Below are 14,906 nucleotides of genomic sequence, written 5' to 3' on the forward strand. Positions count from 1 at the left end.
GTGGTTACTTCAGTTCGACCAGCCGCGCGAGGTACGTCGTGTCGCCGACGTTGGTGAGCATGTGGACGGCACCCGGGTCCCGGTAGACCACTCCGCCGGTCGGCTCGTCGGCGTCGATCCGCGTCCCGTCGACGGTCTGGATGACGTTCTTCGCCCCCTGCACCGCGATGACCAGGTACGGGTGGTCGTGACGGTGCAGCGGCTGCTGCTCGCCCGGTTCGAGGCGGATGTGCCAGACCCGGACCTTGTCGTTCTCCAGGACGATCTCCTGGCCCACCGGGCCCAGTTCCGTGCTCATCGCGTCTCCAGTTGGGGTAGCACCTCGGTGGCGATCAGTTCGAGGTGGTCCAGGTCGTCGAGTTCGATCAGGCGCAGGTGGACCCGGGTGGCGCCGATCGCGGCGAACTCACCGAGCCGGTCGACGAGTTGGGCGGGCGACCCGATCACCGGGTCCTCCGGGGGCAGCGCGCTCTTGACGTGCAGCGGTGCGGCCCGTCGCCGGACCTCGGCGTCGGTGCGTCCGACCGCCACCACGATCCCGGCGGAGAACACCAGCGGGGCGCGTCCCGAGGCGTCCCGGCCGTGCCGGTCGCACGCCTCGCGTACCCGGTCGTACGCCGCGGCGGTCTCGGCCACGCTCTTGAACGGCATGTTGAACTCGTCGGCGAACCGGGCGGCCAGCTCGGGGGTGCGCTTCGGTCCCTTGCCGCCGACGATGATCGGCGGACCGGGCACCTGCGTCGGCTTGGGCAGGGCGGGGGCGTCCACCAGCCGGTAGTACGCGCCGTCGTGGTGGTACGTCTCACCCGCCGGCGTACGCCAGAGGCCGGTGATCACCTCCAGCTGCTCGGCCAGCCGGTCGAAGCGCTCCACCACGGGCGGGAACGGGATGCCGTACGAGACGTGTTCGCGCTCGTACCAGCCGGCGCCGATACCCAGCTCGACCCGGCCGCCGCTCATCTGGTCGACCTGCGCCACCATCACGGCCAGCGGTCCGGGCAGCCGGAACGTGGCCGAGCTGACCAGCGTCCCCAGCCGGATCCGGGAGGTCTCCCGGGACAGCGCGGCCAGGGTCAGCCAGGCGTCGGTCGGGCCGGGCAGGCCGGGGTCGGCCGCCATCGACTGGTAGTGGTCGGCCCGGAAGAACCCCTCGAAGCCGGTCTCCTCCACCCGGCGGGCGAACCGGAGCTGGTTGTCGTAGGTGGCTCCCCGGTGCGGTTCGACGAAGACGCACACCCGCACGGTCATCGCCCCTTCGCCCCGGCCGGGGCCGGGTCCCGCTCCATCAGCAGCTCGTGCAGGTCGGCGCTGACCCGGGCCACGTCGGCCAGGTGCGCGTTACGACCCAGGCTGCGCGGCCGGGGGATGTCCACGTCGACCACCTTGCGGATCCGGCCGGGCCGGGGGCTGAGCACGACCACCCGGTCGGCGAGGAGCACCGCCTCGTCGATGGAGTGGGTGACGAACACGATGGTGGCCTGGTTCTGCATGTGCACCCGTTGCAACTCGACCGAGAGTTCCTCGCGGGTGAGCGCGTCGAGGGCGGAGAACGGCTCGTCCATCAGCAGCACCCGCGGCTCGGCGATCAGCGAGCGGCAGAGCGAGACCCGCTGCTGCATGCCGCCGGAGAGCTCGTGCGGCAGCCGCTTCTCGAAGCCGGCCAGCCCGGCCACCTCCAGCAGGTCACGGGCCCGCTGCCGGTGCTTGGACCGGCTCCAGCCGAAGATCTCCACCGGGAGCAGGACGTTGTCCAGCACGTTGCGCCAGGGCAGCAGCGCCGGGCGTTGGAACAGCATCGCGATGTCGGGCCGGGGACGGGTGATCGGCCTGCCGTCGACCTCGACCTCCCCGGCGGTGACCGGGAGCAGCCCGGCGATCAGCCGGAGCAGGGTGGACTTGCCACAGCCGGACCGTCCGAGCACGGCGACGAACTCACCCTCGGCAACGTCCAGGTCGATTCCGCGTAACGCCTCGACCTGACCGGAGCGACCGGTGAAGGTGCGCGACACCCCCGACAGTCGTATCATCCGGCGTTCTCCCATCCACGGTATTCGCGAGCGACGCAAGGCTAACGGCATTACGTCTGCTTGACACCGTCCAGGGTGGACAACAATCTGTTGTCGTTCCGTAACCGGATCCACCTGGTGTCGTCAAGGTGACTCTCTCGTACGCTGTGCCGGCGAAGAGTCCCCCCGCGATGGTGACGCCGGTCCCCACCCCCCCTCACCACGGCGTCATCGGGTTCGACAACTCCTCCGGTGGCCATCGCCGCCGGTCTGGAAAGGACATGGTGCACAACAATGAGAAGGTTGACCCGCACTGTCGCCGCGGCTGCATTGGCCACGGCCCTGGCTCTGGTCTCCGCTTGCAGCAGTGACTCCGACTCCGGCTCCGGTAATGGCGACGGCGCTTCGTTGCGGAAAGTGACGTATCTCACCTCCTTCGGTAACTTCGGCCGGGATTCCTACGCGTGGGTGGCGAAGGAGAAGGGCTTCTTCAAGGAGGCCGGTTTCGACGTCGACATCAAGCCGGGCCAGGGCACCGGTGGCGTCATCCAGACCATCGTGGGCGGTCAGGCCGAGTTCGGTCCGATCGACCTGACCGGTGGCATCCTCCAGCTCGGCGGTGGTGACGACAAGCCCAAGGACTTCGTCGCGGTCGCGGCCATCCAGCAGCGCACCATGGCCGCCATCGTGACCACCTCGGACAAGGGCATCGCCTCCCCGAAGGACCTGGAGGGCAAGACCCTCGCCGACACCCCGGTCTCCGTCGTCCGCAACCTCTTCCCGACCTACGCCAAGCTGGCCGGCATCGACAACAGCAAGGTGAAGTGGGTCAACGGCGAGGCGCAGACACTGATGGCGACGCTCGCCTCGGGCCGGGTCGACGGCATCGGCCAGTTCGTCGTGGGTGCGCCCACGGTCCGGGCGGTGGCCAAGAAGGAGCCGGTCATGCTCCCGTACAGCAACGTGATGACCGACCTTTACGGCAACGCGCTGATCACCTCCAAGAAGCTCGCCAAGGAGGAGCCGGAGATGGTGAAGCGCTTCACCGCCGCGCTGCTCAAGGGCCTGGAGTACAGCCTGACCAACCCGAAGGAGGCCGGCGAGATCCTGAAGAAGAACGTTCCCGAGGCCAACCCGGTCTCCGCCGCCGCCGAGCTGGAGCTGATGGCCGGCTACGTCCGGTCCAGCAACTCGGGTACCGCCATCGGTGCGCTGGACCCCGGTCGGATCGCCAAGAGCATCGCCATCCTCCAGGGCGCCGGGGCGCTCAAGCAGAACATCACCCCGGATCAGGTCGTCGACTTCAACCTCGCGCCGAAGGCCTGACCGATCCACACGGGGGTGTGTTCCGCCACGACCGGCGGAGCGCACCCCCCGCTCGCGCTCCGGCCGTCGGGACTGGAGGGCTCCCTCCCGTACCCCCGGGAGACCTCTGCCCGACGGACCGAGGAGAAGGAAGAAGACATGACGGAGTTGCAGGAGCGGGCCGCGGAGCCCGCTACAACGAAGCCGACCCCGGCCCGGGTGAAGGCCCGTCGGCTCGGTCCCGGGTCGGCGGCCATCGGCCTGCCGCTGCTCGGCGTCCTCGTCGCGATGGGCGTGTGGTGGCTGGTCACCTCGGTGTTCCACCTCGTCCACCCGGCCTCGCTGCCCCCGCCGGAGGACGTCTTCCGGGCCCTGGTCGAGAACCGGTCGGTGCTGCTGGAGGCGGCCGGGGCGACCACCCTCTCCACGGTCGTCGGCTTCCTGCTGTCGACGGTGGCCGGGGTCCTGATCGGCCTGGCGCTGGCCGCCTCCCGACGGGTGGAGCGGATGTTCTCACCGCTGCTGGTGGCGGTCAACGCGGTCCCGAAGATCGCGCTCGGGCCGCTGCTGGTGGTCTCCCTCGGCTGGGGGCAGAAGCCGATCCTCACCATGGTGTTCCTGCTCTGCTTCTTCCCGATCGTGCTCTCCACCGCGACCGGGTTGACCACCACGCCGGCCGAACTCGCCGAACTGGCCCGATCCCTGAACGCCTCCTGGTGGCAGGCGTTCCGCAAGGTGCGCTTCCCGGCGGCCCTGCCCCAGATCTTCGTCGGGCTCAAGGTCGCCATGCCGCTGGCCGCGATCGGCGCGGTGATCGGGGAGTTCCAGGCCGGCGAGGCCGGGCTCGGATACCAGATCCTCCAGTTCAACGGGGTCGGGTCCTACTCCACCTCGTGGGCCGCGATCGTCCTCATCGCCGCGATGAGCATCCTGCTCTACTTCGCGCTGGTGCTGGTGGAGCGGCTCGCCCTGCCCTGGGTGCGGGCCACCACGTCCAGCCGCTGACCACCAGACCGGCGACCAACGGAAAGCCACGTCGACCGGGGAACCCGACCTCGACGGGAGCGCTCAGCTCAACCAGGGTGTGGCCCGCCCCGCCCGGCGCAGGGATCAAGCCTGACCGCCCGGAGCCGGGCGGGGCGGGCCACACCAGCAACCCACCTGACCGCCCGGAGCCGGCTGCGGTGGGCCACACACCCCACCTAACCGGCGAGCCGCCAGCGACCGCCCTGGGCGACGAGGGTGGTCAGGGCCTGGGGCATCAGGCCGGAGTGGTTGTCCGGGGTCATCCGGATCGGACCGGAGAGGCCGTCCATCTGGGAGGTCTCCAGCACGTCGCGCAGGCCGTCCCGGTCGACCCGGCCGGGCTCGCCACCGGCGCGCAGCTCGGCGTCCGCGATCAGCTGCACGGCGTCCGCGGCGAACGAGGAGAAGCCGTTGTACCCGCCGAAGCGGGCGGTGTAGTCCCGGAACCACTGCCGGCGGGCGGCCTTGGCCGGCGTGGTGGCGATGACGTCGTCGATCACCATGGTCTGGGTGAAGACCAGGGTGGCCTGCTCGGCCGAGCGGGCCGAGGTGCCGAGGAAGAGCTCACCCGCCGCCGCCGCGTCGAGGAAGAGGGAGCCCTCGAACTTCGCCTTCTTGGCCGCGGTGCTGGCGAGCATCGCCTGCTCGGACGGGGTCCAGAGCACCAGCGCGTCGGGCTCGTCCTCGACCAGCGTCTCCACCGGCGCGGTGACGTCGGTGTCCGTGCCCTTGACCGCCTCGACGGCCACCAGCTCGATCTTCGCCTTGGTGAACTCGGCGCGCAGGGTGTCGAGTCCCTCCCGCCCGTAGTCGTCGTCGCTGTGCAGCAGCGCCGCCTCCTTGACCCCGCGCCGGGTCAGTTCGGTGGTGAGGGCGTCCGCGCTGTCCGTGGCGTTCGGGGCCAGCTTGAACACGTACGAGCGCTGCGCGGCGGACGAGGTGGTGATCGAGCCCGACGCGGCCAGGGCGATCGTCGGAACCCGCTTCTCGTCGATGGTGCGGACCGCGTTGACCGCGCACTCGTTGCAGCCACCCATGATGACCGCGGTGACCGAGGTGTCGTTGCCGAAGTCACCGATGTTGCGCTGCGACTCGGCGGCGTCGGAGCGGTTGTCCTTGACTCTGAGCTCGACCCGGCGCTCGCCCAGGGCGCCGGAGGCGTTCAACTGGTCGCGCTTGAGTTCCAGGGCGCGCTGGTACGCCTTGCCGGTGGCCGCCTGCGGACCCGAGAGTTCGAGGTCGACGCCGATGACGATGGGGCTGGTGTCCGCGGGTTCCTCGCCGAACTGGCAGCCGGTGAGCGTGGTGGCCAGGACGGCCGAGGCGAGCGCCGCGGTGGTGACGGAGCGGAAGGGGCTCAACTTGGTCCTCCAGAAGGCGGGTGGGCGGTGCCCGAACCCCGCTATTTCCGTCCTCGGTGGAGGGACGGGATGGGTCTGCCGTACGGTGTGCGCGAAGCCTGCAAAACCTTGCCAATGCCGAGCCCCCGTGGTCAAGCGCGGGAGGCCGGGGCGTTTCGGGATGGCCGTCCCACATGGTGGTGGCCCCGAGGTTTTGCAAATGCTCACTGAGCAGATGCGGACGAATACTGTGGATCATCTGCCCTGATCAGGGCCTTGTGGAAATGAAGGTAATAGTTGACCACTTCAGCGGTTTGGTGTTCTCCTAACGTTTCCTGTCTCACTGCGGCTTCCCAAACCCGATCTTCTCTGATGAAATCGCGGCCGTGCCGCGCGTGGCGCTGTCCGCTGCACCAGGCGCGGGTCGGCGGGTCAAGCGTGGAAGAAACGACGGAGGCGATGTCGTGAGCACCGCACCTACGACCCTGCCCGAGAGCGGTCAGCCCACCCAGGAGAAGCGACGGCGCCGGCTGCCCCGGCTGCGCGACGCGCGGATCCGGTCCAAGCTGGCGCTGATCCTCGTCGTACCGGTCGCCGCGGTCGTCGCGTTGGCCACCGTACGACTCATCTCGGTGGGTGAGGGCGCCTACGAGGCCAACCAGGCCCGCTCGTTGACCGCGCTCTCGGTCGACATCTCGGCGCTCACCCAGGACCTGCACCGTGAGCGGATGGCGGCGGCGACCTACCTCGCCTCGCCCACCGCCAAGCCGGACTCGTTCAACCTGCACGTGCGCCGCACCGACCAGCGGGTCTCCCAGTACAACGCCCAGCGGCGTGAGGTGGGCGAGCTGCCCTCGGCGGTCAGCGACCGGCTCCGGATCGTCGACGACCACCTGGCCACCCTGAATGCGACCCGGCAGGAAGTGGTGGACCGGCGGCAGATGCCGGTCTCCGCGGCCGTGCTGCGGTACGGCGTGGTCCTGGCCGACCTGGTGGGCTACGGCGACGCGCTGGCCCAGCTCCCCGGTGACGGCGCGCTCGCCGACAGCCGGCGGGCGGTCGCCGCGTTCAGCCGCGCCAAGTCGGCCGTGGCCGAGGAGGAGGCGGTCGCCTTCGCCGCGCTCGCGGCCAACCGGATCGACGAGGAACAGTTCTCCTCCTTCGTCGCCACGCTCACCAGCCAGCAGGAAGCCCTGCTCACGTTCTCGCTCGCCGCGGACCCGACCCAGCAGGCGCTGGTCGACAGCACGGTCACCGGTGACGCGGTGGTCCTCGCCGACCGGGTCGCGGCCGACATCACCCGCTCCGTCGGGCAGACGCCGGCCCTGGTCCGGGCCGAGGACGCGACCTTCGCCATCGGCGCGGTCAACGACCTGATGCGCTGGACCGAGGTGCAGCTCCAGGACCGGCTGCTCAGCCAGACCGACGACGCCCGTACGGCGGTCATCCGGCAGGCCGTGATCGAGTCGCTGCTGGTGCTGCTCACCCTCGTCGTCGCCGTCACCCTCGCCGTGGTGCTGGCCCGGTCGCTCAACCACTCGCTGCGTCGGCTGCGGGAGGGTGCGCTCTCGGTGGCCAACCACGACCTGCCGGAGGCGGTCAAGCGGCTGCAGAACATGGGCAACGTCGGTGACAGCGGCGTGGATGAGATCGTCAAGGAGGTCCGCGATCCGATCAAGCTGACCAACAAGGACGAGGTCGGCCAGGTCGCGCTCGCCTTCAACGTCGTCCACCGGGAGGCGGTCCGGATCGCGGCCGAGCAGGCCGCCCTGCGGGCCAGCGTCTCGGCGATGTTCCTCAACCTGGCCCGCCGTAGTCAGACCCTGGTCGACCGGATGATCGGTGAGCTGGACGCCATCGAGCGTGGCGAGGAGGACCCGAAGCGGCTCGCCCAGCTTTTCGAGCTGGACCACCTGGCCACCCGGATGCGCCGTAACGACGAGAACCTGCTGGTCCTCGCCGGCGCGGACTCGGCCGTGCCGCGTCGCGACGACGCGCTCCTGGTCGACGTGCTGCGCGCCGCGCAGTCCGAGGTGGAGCTGTACAACCGGATCGAGTTCGGCACCGTCGACACGGACATCTCGGTCGCCGCGCACGCCGTCAACGACGTGGTCCGGCTCGTCGCCGAGCTGCTCGACAACGCCACCCGGTTCTCCCCGCCGACCACCACCGTGGTCGCCGACGCCCGGCGGATCCGCGACTACGTGCTGATCCAGATCGAGGACCGCGGCCTCGGCCTGACCGACGAGCAGCTCGACTCGCTCAACCGGCGACTGGCCGCGCCGTCGACGGTGGACGTCGCCGCGTTCCGGCTGATGGGTCTCGCCGTGGTCAGCCGGCTGGCGTCCCGCTACGGCGTCCGGGTCGAACTGCGGCGCAACGTGGAGGGCGGCACCGTCGCCCAGGTCACCCTGCCCAACTCGACCGTGGTGCTGCCCCAGGGGCGCGGTCAAGGTGGTCGGGACCCGCTGCCCCGGCCCCGTCAGCCGCTCGCCGTCGAGCAGGCCCCGACCACCGGACCGACCGCCATGTTCGGCGAGCCGCTGGCCGGCACCGGGCGTACCTCGGCGGCCACCCTCACCAGCGACCAGTGGCGTACCAACCCGTCGCCGACCCCGTGGCCGGCTGCCAACGAGGCCCGCGACACCGGGCCGTCGGTGAACGTGGGCGGCCCGACCACGGCGTCGCCGACCCTGGCCACCTCGGCGTTCACCCCGACGGCACCGGTCGCCGGCAACGGACTGGCGGGCACGCCGACCACCGCGTTCCCCACCCTGAACCCGTTGCCGCAGCGGAGCCCGGGGAACGACCGGTCGCAGCCGGCGACGCCGGCCCCCACGCTGCCCGCCGGCCCGGTGGCCGGTCCGGTGGCCACCCCGCCGGCCCTGCCGCCGTCGGTCGCCCCGCTCACCGCGCCCGCCCTGCCGGCTCCCCGGCCGGCCGAGCCGGCCGAGGCGCCGATCTTCCGGGAGATGGAGACCGCCTGGTTCCGTACCCACGGCAACGACGCGACGGCCATCTTCGCCCGCCCGCAGTTCGACCAGGCGCCGGCCGCCGCCGTGCCGGCGGCGACCGGCGCCCCGACCACCGAGGTTCCGCAGCTGCCGAAGCTGCCCGGCCGTACGCCGGGTGCCACGGTCGTTCCGGCCGCGACGCAGCCCGCGACGCAGCCGCCGCCGCCGTCGTACACGCCGCCGACCGTGGCGGCACCGACGCCGCCGCCGGCCCCCGAGCCGGTCGCCGCCACCCCGCCGGCACCGGTCCCGGCCGAGCCGGCGCCGATCCCGGCCCCGGTGGCCCAGGCCGAGCCGACGCCGGCACCGGCGCCGACCGGCACGGACGGATGGCGTACGGCGGCGGACGAGGGCTGGTCCCGGGCGGTGAAGGCCGCCGAGCCGGCCGCTGCGGGCACCACCCGGTCCGGTCTGCCGAAACGGGTGCCGCAGGCGCAGCTCGTCCCGGGCGGCGTGGAGCCCAAGGGCAGCCGGGCCAGCACCCGGCGCACCCCTGACGAAGTACGGGGTCTGCTCTCGGCCTACCACCGTGGTGTGCAACGCGGTCGGACGGCCGGCGTGGACCAGAACAGCGATTCGACCAAGGAGACGAGCCGATGAACAGGCCAGCGGCTATGCAGGACATGGGTTGGCTGCTCACCAACTTCGCCGACAGCGTGGCGGGCATCGCCCACGTCGTCGCGGTGTCCGCGGACGGGCTGCTGCTCGCCTCCTCGCGTGACCTGCCGGCGGACCGCGCCGACCAGCTCGCTGCGATCACCTCCGGCGTGGTGAGTCTGACCGAGGGTGCGGCCCGGATGTTCAGTGCCGGTGGCGTGCTCCAGACCGTCATCGAGATGGACAGCGGGTATCTGTTCCTGATGTCCATCAGTGACGGCTCGTCGATGGCGGTGCTCGCCGCCCGCAGCTGCGACGTGGGCCAGGTCGGGTACGAGATGGCGCTGCTGGTCGAACGGGTCGGGGCGGCGCTGGTGCCGCTGCCCCGAGAGGCCGTGGTCCGGTAGTAGCCACGAGCAGAAACCGTCATCCGGTGCCGACAGGCGGCGCCGGCGGAAGGAGGTGATCGCGAATGGACCGGAGGCGAGAGGACCCGCGCGGCGCGTTGGTGCGTCCGTACGCGGTCACCCGGGGACGAACCGAGCCGCGCCAGGACATCGCTCTGGAGGCGGTGATGACGGCGAGCCCCACCGCCGTCGCTGAGTCCCGTTTCGCCGGCCACGACAAGCATCGCATCGCCACGATCTGCGAGGGGCGTCCGCAGTCTCTGGCGGAGATCGCGGCGTACACCCGAATGCCGCTGGGCGTGGCCCGGGTTCTGGTCGCCGACATGGTGGCCGAGGGTCTGCTGACGCTACACACTGCCGCTCCCGTCGAGGCGTACGAGGAGCGGATGGAACTGCTTGAGAGGGTGCTAAGTGGACTTCGCAGGCTATGACCCCGCCGGGGCACGCCGTAACCGGGGTATCACCTCCGCGAAGATCGTGATCGCGGGCGGGTTCGGCGTGGGCAAGACAACCCTGGTCGGCGCGGTCTCGGAGATCACCCCGCTGACCACCGAGGCGGTGATGACGGCGGCGGGTGTCGGCATCGACGACCCGTCCAAGGTGCCGGGGAAGCAGACCACCACGGTCGCTATGGACTTCGGCCGTATCACCATGGCCGAGGACCTGATCCTCTATCTCTTCGGCACCCCGGGCCAGACCCGGTTCTGGTTCATGTGGGACGAGATCATCAAGGGTGCGGTGGGTGCCGCCGTGCTGGTGGACACCCGTCGGATCACCGACGCGTTCGCGCCGCTGGACTACTTCGAGAACCGCAAGCTGCCGTACGTGGTGGCGCTCAACAGCTTCGACGGCGCGCCGCGCTACGACCTGGAGGAGGTCCGGGAGGCGCTGGCGATCTCGCCACAGGTGCCGCTGATCCTGACCGACGCCCGGCACCGGGAGTCGGTCAAGCAGGTGCTGGTGACCGTGGTCGAGCACGCCATGCTCCGCCTCCAGGCCGAGCACGGCCGCGGCTTCCCGACTCCGGTCGGCTGACGCCGGGTGGTTGCAGGGGACCCTTGCTACCGTTTCTTGGGTAGCAAGGGCCCCCTGCAACCGCTTTTCGGGTAGCAGGGGTCCCCTGCAACCACCGTGCGGCCGGACAACGAACCGCAGATCAGTCGATGCGGAGGCGGTAGCCGCGTTTGACGACGGTCTGGACCACGCGGGGGGCGTCCAGGCCGGCGCGGATCCGGGCCACCGCCATCTCCACCGCGTGCTCGTCCGCGCCGCGCGGCAGGGTGCGCAGCAGGGCGGTCCGGGAGAACACCCGGCCGGGGGAGCGGGCCAGCGCCCGGAGCACCGCCATCGGCGCGGGGGCCAGCGGCCGTAGCTCTCCGTCGATCACGGCCGCGTGGCCCCGCAGGGTGAGCTGGTGGCCGGCGGCCTTCAGGGTCACCGTACGACGGGGCAGTTCGTCGACGATGTGTCGTACCAGCGCGCCGAGCCGAGCCCGGGCGGGCACGCTCACCGGCACCCCCCGGCGGTGCAGCGGCTCGGCGGTCACCGCCCCGACGCAGCTGGCCAGCACGTCGCTGCGGAACGCCCCGAGCACCGCCTCGGCCCGGTCCCCGGCGACCCGCAGCAGCGCCTCGGCGGCCGGCGCCGAGGTGAAGGTGACCGCGTCGACCAGCCGGGAGGCGACCAGGTCGATGAGGCGGTGCAGGGGAGCCGCGTCGGTGGGCGGGGCCCACCGGTAGACCGGCACCTCGATCACCGTCGCCCCGGCCGCCTCCAGCGCCATGGTGCACTCCGGCTGGCGATCGCCGTGCAGCTGCATCGCGATCACCTGACCCGCGACCCCGCGCCGGCGCAGGTGATCGACCACCTCCTCGCAGCTCTCCGAGTCCGGCGACCACTGGTCGTGCAGGCCGGCGGCCCGGATCGCGCCCCGTGCCTTGGGACCCCGGGTCACCACGTACGTGTCGGCGAGCACGGAGCGCAGCGACTCGGCCAGGCCCCACCCCTCGGCCGCCTCCAGCCAGCCGCGCATGCCGATGCCGGTGTTGGCCATCAGGATGTCCGGTGGCTGTTGGAGGCAGGCGCGGGTGGCCTCGCGCAGGTCGCTGTCGTCGGCGAGCGGCACGATCCGCAGCGCCGGGGCGAGCACCACCCGCGCGCCACGCCGTTCCAGCATCGCCGCGAGTTCGTCCCGCCGCCGGTCGGCGGTCACGCCGATGGTGAAGCCGGCCAGCTCGTCAGCCACCGTGCCCCCCACGGATCCCCCCGGCACCGGCGACCGCGTGGTCGGGGACGCGACCGTCGGCACCGGCACGGTCGGGGATGGCGTCGCCGTACCCCACCGGCTCGTGCAGCCGTACCTCGACCACGCCGTCGCGGCAGCGCACCCCGTGCCGGGTCACGGCGGCCCCGGGCCGGTCGAGGCAGTCGCCGGTACGCAGGTCGTACACCTGCTTGTGCAGCGGCGAGGCGAGGGTGGGGATCCCGTCGCGGCTGCCCACGAGGCCCCGGGAGAGCACGTACGCGCCGGAGACCGGGTCCCGGTTGTCGAGCGCGAACAGCCCGTCGACGGTCCGGAACAGGGCCACCTGCACCCCGTCGACCAGGGCGGCAACGCCCCGGTCGGGCTCCAGCCGGTCGTACCCGCAGACCGGGGTCCAACTGTCCGTCGTGCTCATCGGCGTACCTCCGGCAGACCCAGGGCGACCGGCTGCCGGCCGGCCACCGCCGGCACCGGCTGGCCCCGCTCCACCGCGAAGGTGATCGACGGGTCGGGCACGTCCGGTGCGTTGACGAACGAGGTGAAGCGGCGCAGCCGCTCCGGGTCGGTCAGGGTGTCCCGCCACTCGTCCGAGTACGACCCGACGTGCCGGGCCATCGCCGCGTCGAGTTCGGCGGCCAGCCCGAGCGAGTCGTCCACGATCACCGCGCGGAGGTGGTCGAGGCCGCCGTCCATCGCCTCGATCCAGGCGGCGGTGCGTTGCAGCCGGTCGGCGGTGCGGACGTAGAACATCAGGAACCGGTCGACGTAGCGGACCAGTTCCTCGGTGGTCAGGTCGGTGGCGAAGAGGTCGGCGTGCCGGGGACGGAAGCCGCCGTTGCCGCCGACGTAGAGGTTCCAGCCGGTCTCGGTGGCGATGACGCCGAAGTCCTTGCTGCGCGCCTCGGCGCACTCGCGGGCACACCCGGAGACCGCTGACTTGATCTTGTGCGGGGCGCGGAGCCCCCGGTAGCGCAGCTCCAGCGCGACGGCGAGCCCGACCGAGTCCTGCACCCCGTACCGGCACCAGGTCTCGCCGACGCAGGACTTGATGGTGCGCAGCGCCTTGCCGTATGCGTGGCCGGACTCGAAGCCGGCGTCGACCAGCCGCCGCCAGATCGCCGGCAACTGGTCCACCCGTGCCCCGAACAGGTCGATCCGCTGCCCACCGGTGATCTTGGTGTAGAGGTTGAAGTCCCGGGCCACCTCACCGATCACGATCAGTTTCTCCGGGGTGATCTCGCCACCGGGGATCCGGGGCACCACCGAGTAGCTGCCGTCGCGTTGCAGGTTGGCCAGGAAGTGGTCGTTGGTGTCCTGCAACGACGCCTGCTCGCCGTCGAGCACGTACCCGCTGCCGAGCGAGGCCAGGATCGAGGCGACCACCGGTTTGCAGATGTCGCAGCCCCGGCCCCGCCCGTGCTCCGCCACCAGCTGGGAGAAGGTCCGGATGCCCCGCACCCGGACGATCTCGAACAGCTCCTTGCGGCTGACGTCGAAGTGCTCGCAGAGCGCCCGCGACTGCACCACCCCGGCCGCGTCGAGGAGCTGCTTGAGCAGCGGTACGCAGGAGCCGCAGCTCGTGCCGGCCCGGGTGCACGCCTTCAGCGCCGGCACGTCGGCGTAGCCGTCCGTGATCGCCGCGTCCACCTGCTCGCGGGTCACCGCGTTGCACGAGCAGACCTGCGCGGCGGCGGGCAGCGTGGCCACCCCGCCGGCCGCCGCCTCCCCGGCCGGCGCGAGCAGTGCCAGCGGCGGGGCCGGCAGCGGGCCGCCGACACTCGCCCGCAGCGTCGGGTACGCGCTCGCGTCGCCGACCAGCACCCCGCCGAGCAGGGTGCGCGCGTCGTCGGAGAGGACCAGCTTGGCGTAGACCCGGGTGGCCGGGTCGGTGAACGTCACGTCCAGGCAGCCCGGGGTGACCCCGTGCGCGTCGCCGAACGAGGCCACGTCCACCCCGAGCAGCTTCAGTTTGGTGGCGGTGTCCGCCCCGGGGAAGACGGCCGCCCCGCCGAGCAGCCGGTCGGCCACCACCTCGGCCATCGCGTAGCCGGGAGCGACCAGGCCGAAGCAGGTGCCGTCGACCGCCGCGCACTCGCCGACCGCCCAGATCCGCGCGTCCTCCGTGCGGCAGGTCGCGTCGGCAAGCACGCCGCCGCGCGGCCCGACCGCGAGCCCGGCCGCGCGGGCCAGCTCGTCGCGGGGGCGGATGCCGGCGGCGACCACCACCAGGTCCGCGTCGACCGTGGTGCCGTCGGAGAGGACCAGGCCGGTGACCGTGCCGTCCGGCCCGGCGCGCAGCGCGGTGGTGGCCACCCCGAGATGGGTACGCACCCCCAGCTCCTCGACGTAGCGCCGGAGCATCGCCCCGCCCGCCTCGTCGACCTGCACCGGCATCAGCCGGGGCGCGAACTCGACCACGTGGGTGTCCAGCCCGAGCAGGCGCAGCGCGTTCGCCGCCTCCAGCCCGAGCAGCCCGCCGCCGATCACCGCGCCGACCCGGCGACCCCGGGCGTGCTCCCGGATCGCCACCAGGTCGTCCAGCGTGCGGTAGACGAAGACGCCGGGCAGGTCCGTGCCGTCCACCGGCGGCACGAAGGCGTACGAGCCGGTGGCCAGCACCAACGCGTCGTACGGGTACTCGCCCCCGGCCGTGGTCACCACCCGCCGCGTCCGGTCGACCGTCGTGACCGGTTCGCCCAGCCGCAGTTCGACCCCGTCGTCCGGGGTGTGCAGGCTCAACTCGTCGGCGTCCACCCCGTCGAAGAACGCCGAGAGCCGCACCCGGTCGTACGCCGGCCGGTGCTCCTCGGCGAGCACCGTGACCCGCCAGCGTCCGGCGGTGTCCCGGGCGCGCAGCGCCTCCACGAGGCGCTGACCGACCATTCCGTTGCCGACGACCACCAACCGGCCGCCGGTCGTCCCGTCGTTGTCGTCCATCCCGTCACCTG

The 14,906-nt window shown here is 71.9% G+C and carries 12 protein-coding genes and 1 pseudogene; 6 read left to right on the forward strand and 7 right to left on the reverse strand.

Features of this window, described 5'->3' with window-relative positions:
• Nucleotides 1–4: 4 nt before the first annotated feature.
• Genes ACIBJE_RS15215 through ACIBJE_RS15225 form a run of 3 tightly spaced genes read right to left on the reverse strand, consistent with a single transcriptional unit; the run spans nt 5 to nt 2,027 of the window.
• Complete coding sequence (locus ACIBJE_RS15215) at nt 5–298, reverse strand: cupin (RefSeq protein WP_088982081.1); 294 nt, start codon at nt 296–298, stop codon at nt 5–7.
• Nucleotides 295–1,242: an LLM class F420-dependent oxidoreductase gene (locus ACIBJE_RS15220; RefSeq protein WP_396748687.1), complete on the reverse strand. Its 948-nt coding sequence runs from the start codon at nt 1,240–1,242 to the stop codon at nt 295–297. Before ACIBJE_RS15220 ends, ACIBJE_RS15215 begins: the two co-directional genes overlap by 4 nt.
• 2 nt (nt 1,243–1,244) lie before the next feature.
• Nucleotides 1,245–2,027: an ABC transporter ATP-binding protein gene (locus tag ACIBJE_RS15225; RefSeq protein WP_396748411.1), complete on the reverse strand. Its 783-nt coding sequence runs from the start codon at nt 2,025–2,027 to the stop codon at nt 1,245–1,247.
• Nucleotides 2,028–2,300: 273 nt separating this feature from the next.
• Here ACIBJE_RS15225 and ACIBJE_RS15230 point away from each other — a divergent pair, with 273 nt between their 5' ends.
• Together ACIBJE_RS15230 and ACIBJE_RS15235 are read left to right on the forward strand one after the other, a co-directional pair.
• On the forward strand, nt 2,301–3,332 hold the full coding sequence (locus ACIBJE_RS15230) for an ABC transporter substrate-binding protein (protein WP_396748413.1): 1,032 nt from the start codon (nt 2,301–2,303) through the stop codon (nt 3,330–3,332).
• 138 nt (nt 3,333–3,470) lie between these two features.
• On the forward strand, nt 3,471–4,316 hold the full coding sequence (locus ACIBJE_RS15235; RefSeq protein WP_396748415.1) for an ABC transporter permease: 846 nt from the start codon (nt 3,471–3,473) through the stop codon (nt 4,314–4,316).
• A 197-nt stretch (nt 4,317–4,513) separates the two neighbouring features.
• On the opposite strand, the gene ACIBJE_RS15240 is transcribed toward ACIBJE_RS15235, so the two are convergent.
• Nucleotides 4,514–5,698: an ABC transporter substrate-binding protein gene (locus ACIBJE_RS15240; RefSeq protein ID WP_396748417.1), complete on the reverse strand. Its 1,185-nt coding sequence runs from the start codon at nt 5,696–5,698 to the stop codon at nt 4,514–4,516.
• Between the two features lie 443 nt (nt 5,699–6,141).
• Between ACIBJE_RS15240 and ACIBJE_RS15245 the strand changes: the two genes are divergently transcribed.
• From ACIBJE_RS15245 to ACIBJE_RS15260, 4 genes are all read left to right on the forward strand, one after another.
• Nucleotides 6,142–9,291 (forward strand): nitrate- and nitrite sensing domain-containing protein, encoded by a 3,150-nt coding sequence (locus ACIBJE_RS15245; protein ID WP_396748419.1) that lies wholly within the window; start codon nt 6,142–6,144, stop codon nt 9,289–9,291.
• Complete coding sequence (locus tag ACIBJE_RS15250) at nt 9,288–9,695, forward strand: roadblock/LC7 domain-containing protein (RefSeq protein WP_088982086.1); 408 nt, start codon at nt 9,288–9,290, stop codon at nt 9,693–9,695. Before ACIBJE_RS15245 ends, ACIBJE_RS15250 begins: the two co-directional genes overlap by 4 nt.
• 65 nt (nt 9,696–9,760) lie before the next feature.
• A complete protein-coding gene (locus ACIBJE_RS15255) occupies nt 9,761–10,126 on the forward strand; it encodes a DUF742 domain-containing protein (RefSeq protein ID WP_396748421.1) in 366 nt (121 codons plus the stop codon).
• Nucleotides 10,107–10,730, forward strand: coding sequence for a GTP-binding protein (locus ACIBJE_RS15260; protein ID WP_396748423.1), 624 nt, complete (start codon nt 10,107–10,109; stop codon nt 10,728–10,730). The genes ACIBJE_RS15255 and ACIBJE_RS15260 overlap by 20 nt, the downstream gene beginning before the upstream one ends.
• 121 nt (nt 10,731–10,851) lie before the next feature.
• Here ACIBJE_RS15260 and ACIBJE_RS15265 read toward each other — a convergent pair whose 3' ends face one another.
• The 3 genes and pseudogenes from ACIBJE_RS15265 to nirB all read right to left on the reverse strand — a co-directional run bounded on the left by ACIBJE_RS15265 (nt 10,852) and on the right by nirB (nt 14,895).
• The gene (locus ACIBJE_RS15265) at nt 10,852–11,940 is read right to left on the reverse strand and encodes a uroporphyrinogen-III synthase (RefSeq protein ID WP_396748425.1); all 1,089 of its coding nucleotides are present in this window, start codon (nt 11,938–11,940) and stop codon (nt 10,852–10,854) included.
• Between the two features lie 100 nt (nt 11,941–12,040).
• Nucleotides 12,041–12,373, reverse strand: a pseudogene (nirD, locus tag ACIBJE_RS15270) (nitrite reductase small subunit NirD); the annotation flags it as partial.
• The gene (nirB, locus tag ACIBJE_RS15275; RefSeq protein ID WP_396748689.1) at nt 12,370–14,895 is read right to left on the reverse strand and encodes a nitrite reductase large subunit NirB; all 2,526 of its coding nucleotides are present in this window, start codon (nt 14,893–14,895) and stop codon (nt 12,370–12,372) included. The gene nirB and the pseudogene nirD, both read right to left, overlap by 4 nt.
• Between the last annotated feature and the right edge of the window lie 11 nt (nt 14,896–14,906).

Origin of the sequence: Micromonospora sp. NPDC050187 (assembly GCF_044459745.1) — a bacterium.
Lineage (GTDB): Bacteria > Actinomycetota > Actinomycetes > Mycobacteriales > Micromonosporaceae > Micromonospora.

Coding starts and splice junctions, on each gene's coding strand:
- ACIBJE_RS15215 (WP_088982081.1), bottom strand. CDS start 298: ATGAGCACGGAACTGGGCCCGGTGGGCCAGGAGATCGTCCTGGAGAAC.
- ACIBJE_RS15225 (WP_396748411.1), bottom strand. CDS start 2,027: ATGATACGACTGTCGGGGGTGTCGCGCACCTTCACCGGTCGCTCCGGT.
- ACIBJE_RS15230 (WP_396748413.1), top strand. CDS start 2,301: ATGAGAAGGTTGACCCGCACTGTCGCCGCGGCTGCATTGGCCACGGCC.
- ACIBJE_RS15235 (WP_396748415.1), top strand. CDS start 3,471: ATGACGGAGTTGCAGGAGCGGGCCGCGGAGCCCGCTACAACGAAGCCG.
- ACIBJE_RS15250 (WP_088982086.1), top strand. CDS start 9,288: ATGAACAGGCCAGCGGCTATGCAGGACATGGGTTGGCTGCTCACCAAC.
- ACIBJE_RS15255 (WP_396748421.1), top strand. CDS start 9,761: ATGGACCGGAGGCGAGAGGACCCGCGCGGCGCGTTGGTGCGTCCGTAC.
- nirB (WP_396748689.1), bottom strand. CDS start 14,895: ATGGACGACAACGACGGGACGACCGGCGGCCGGTTGGTGGTCGTCGGC.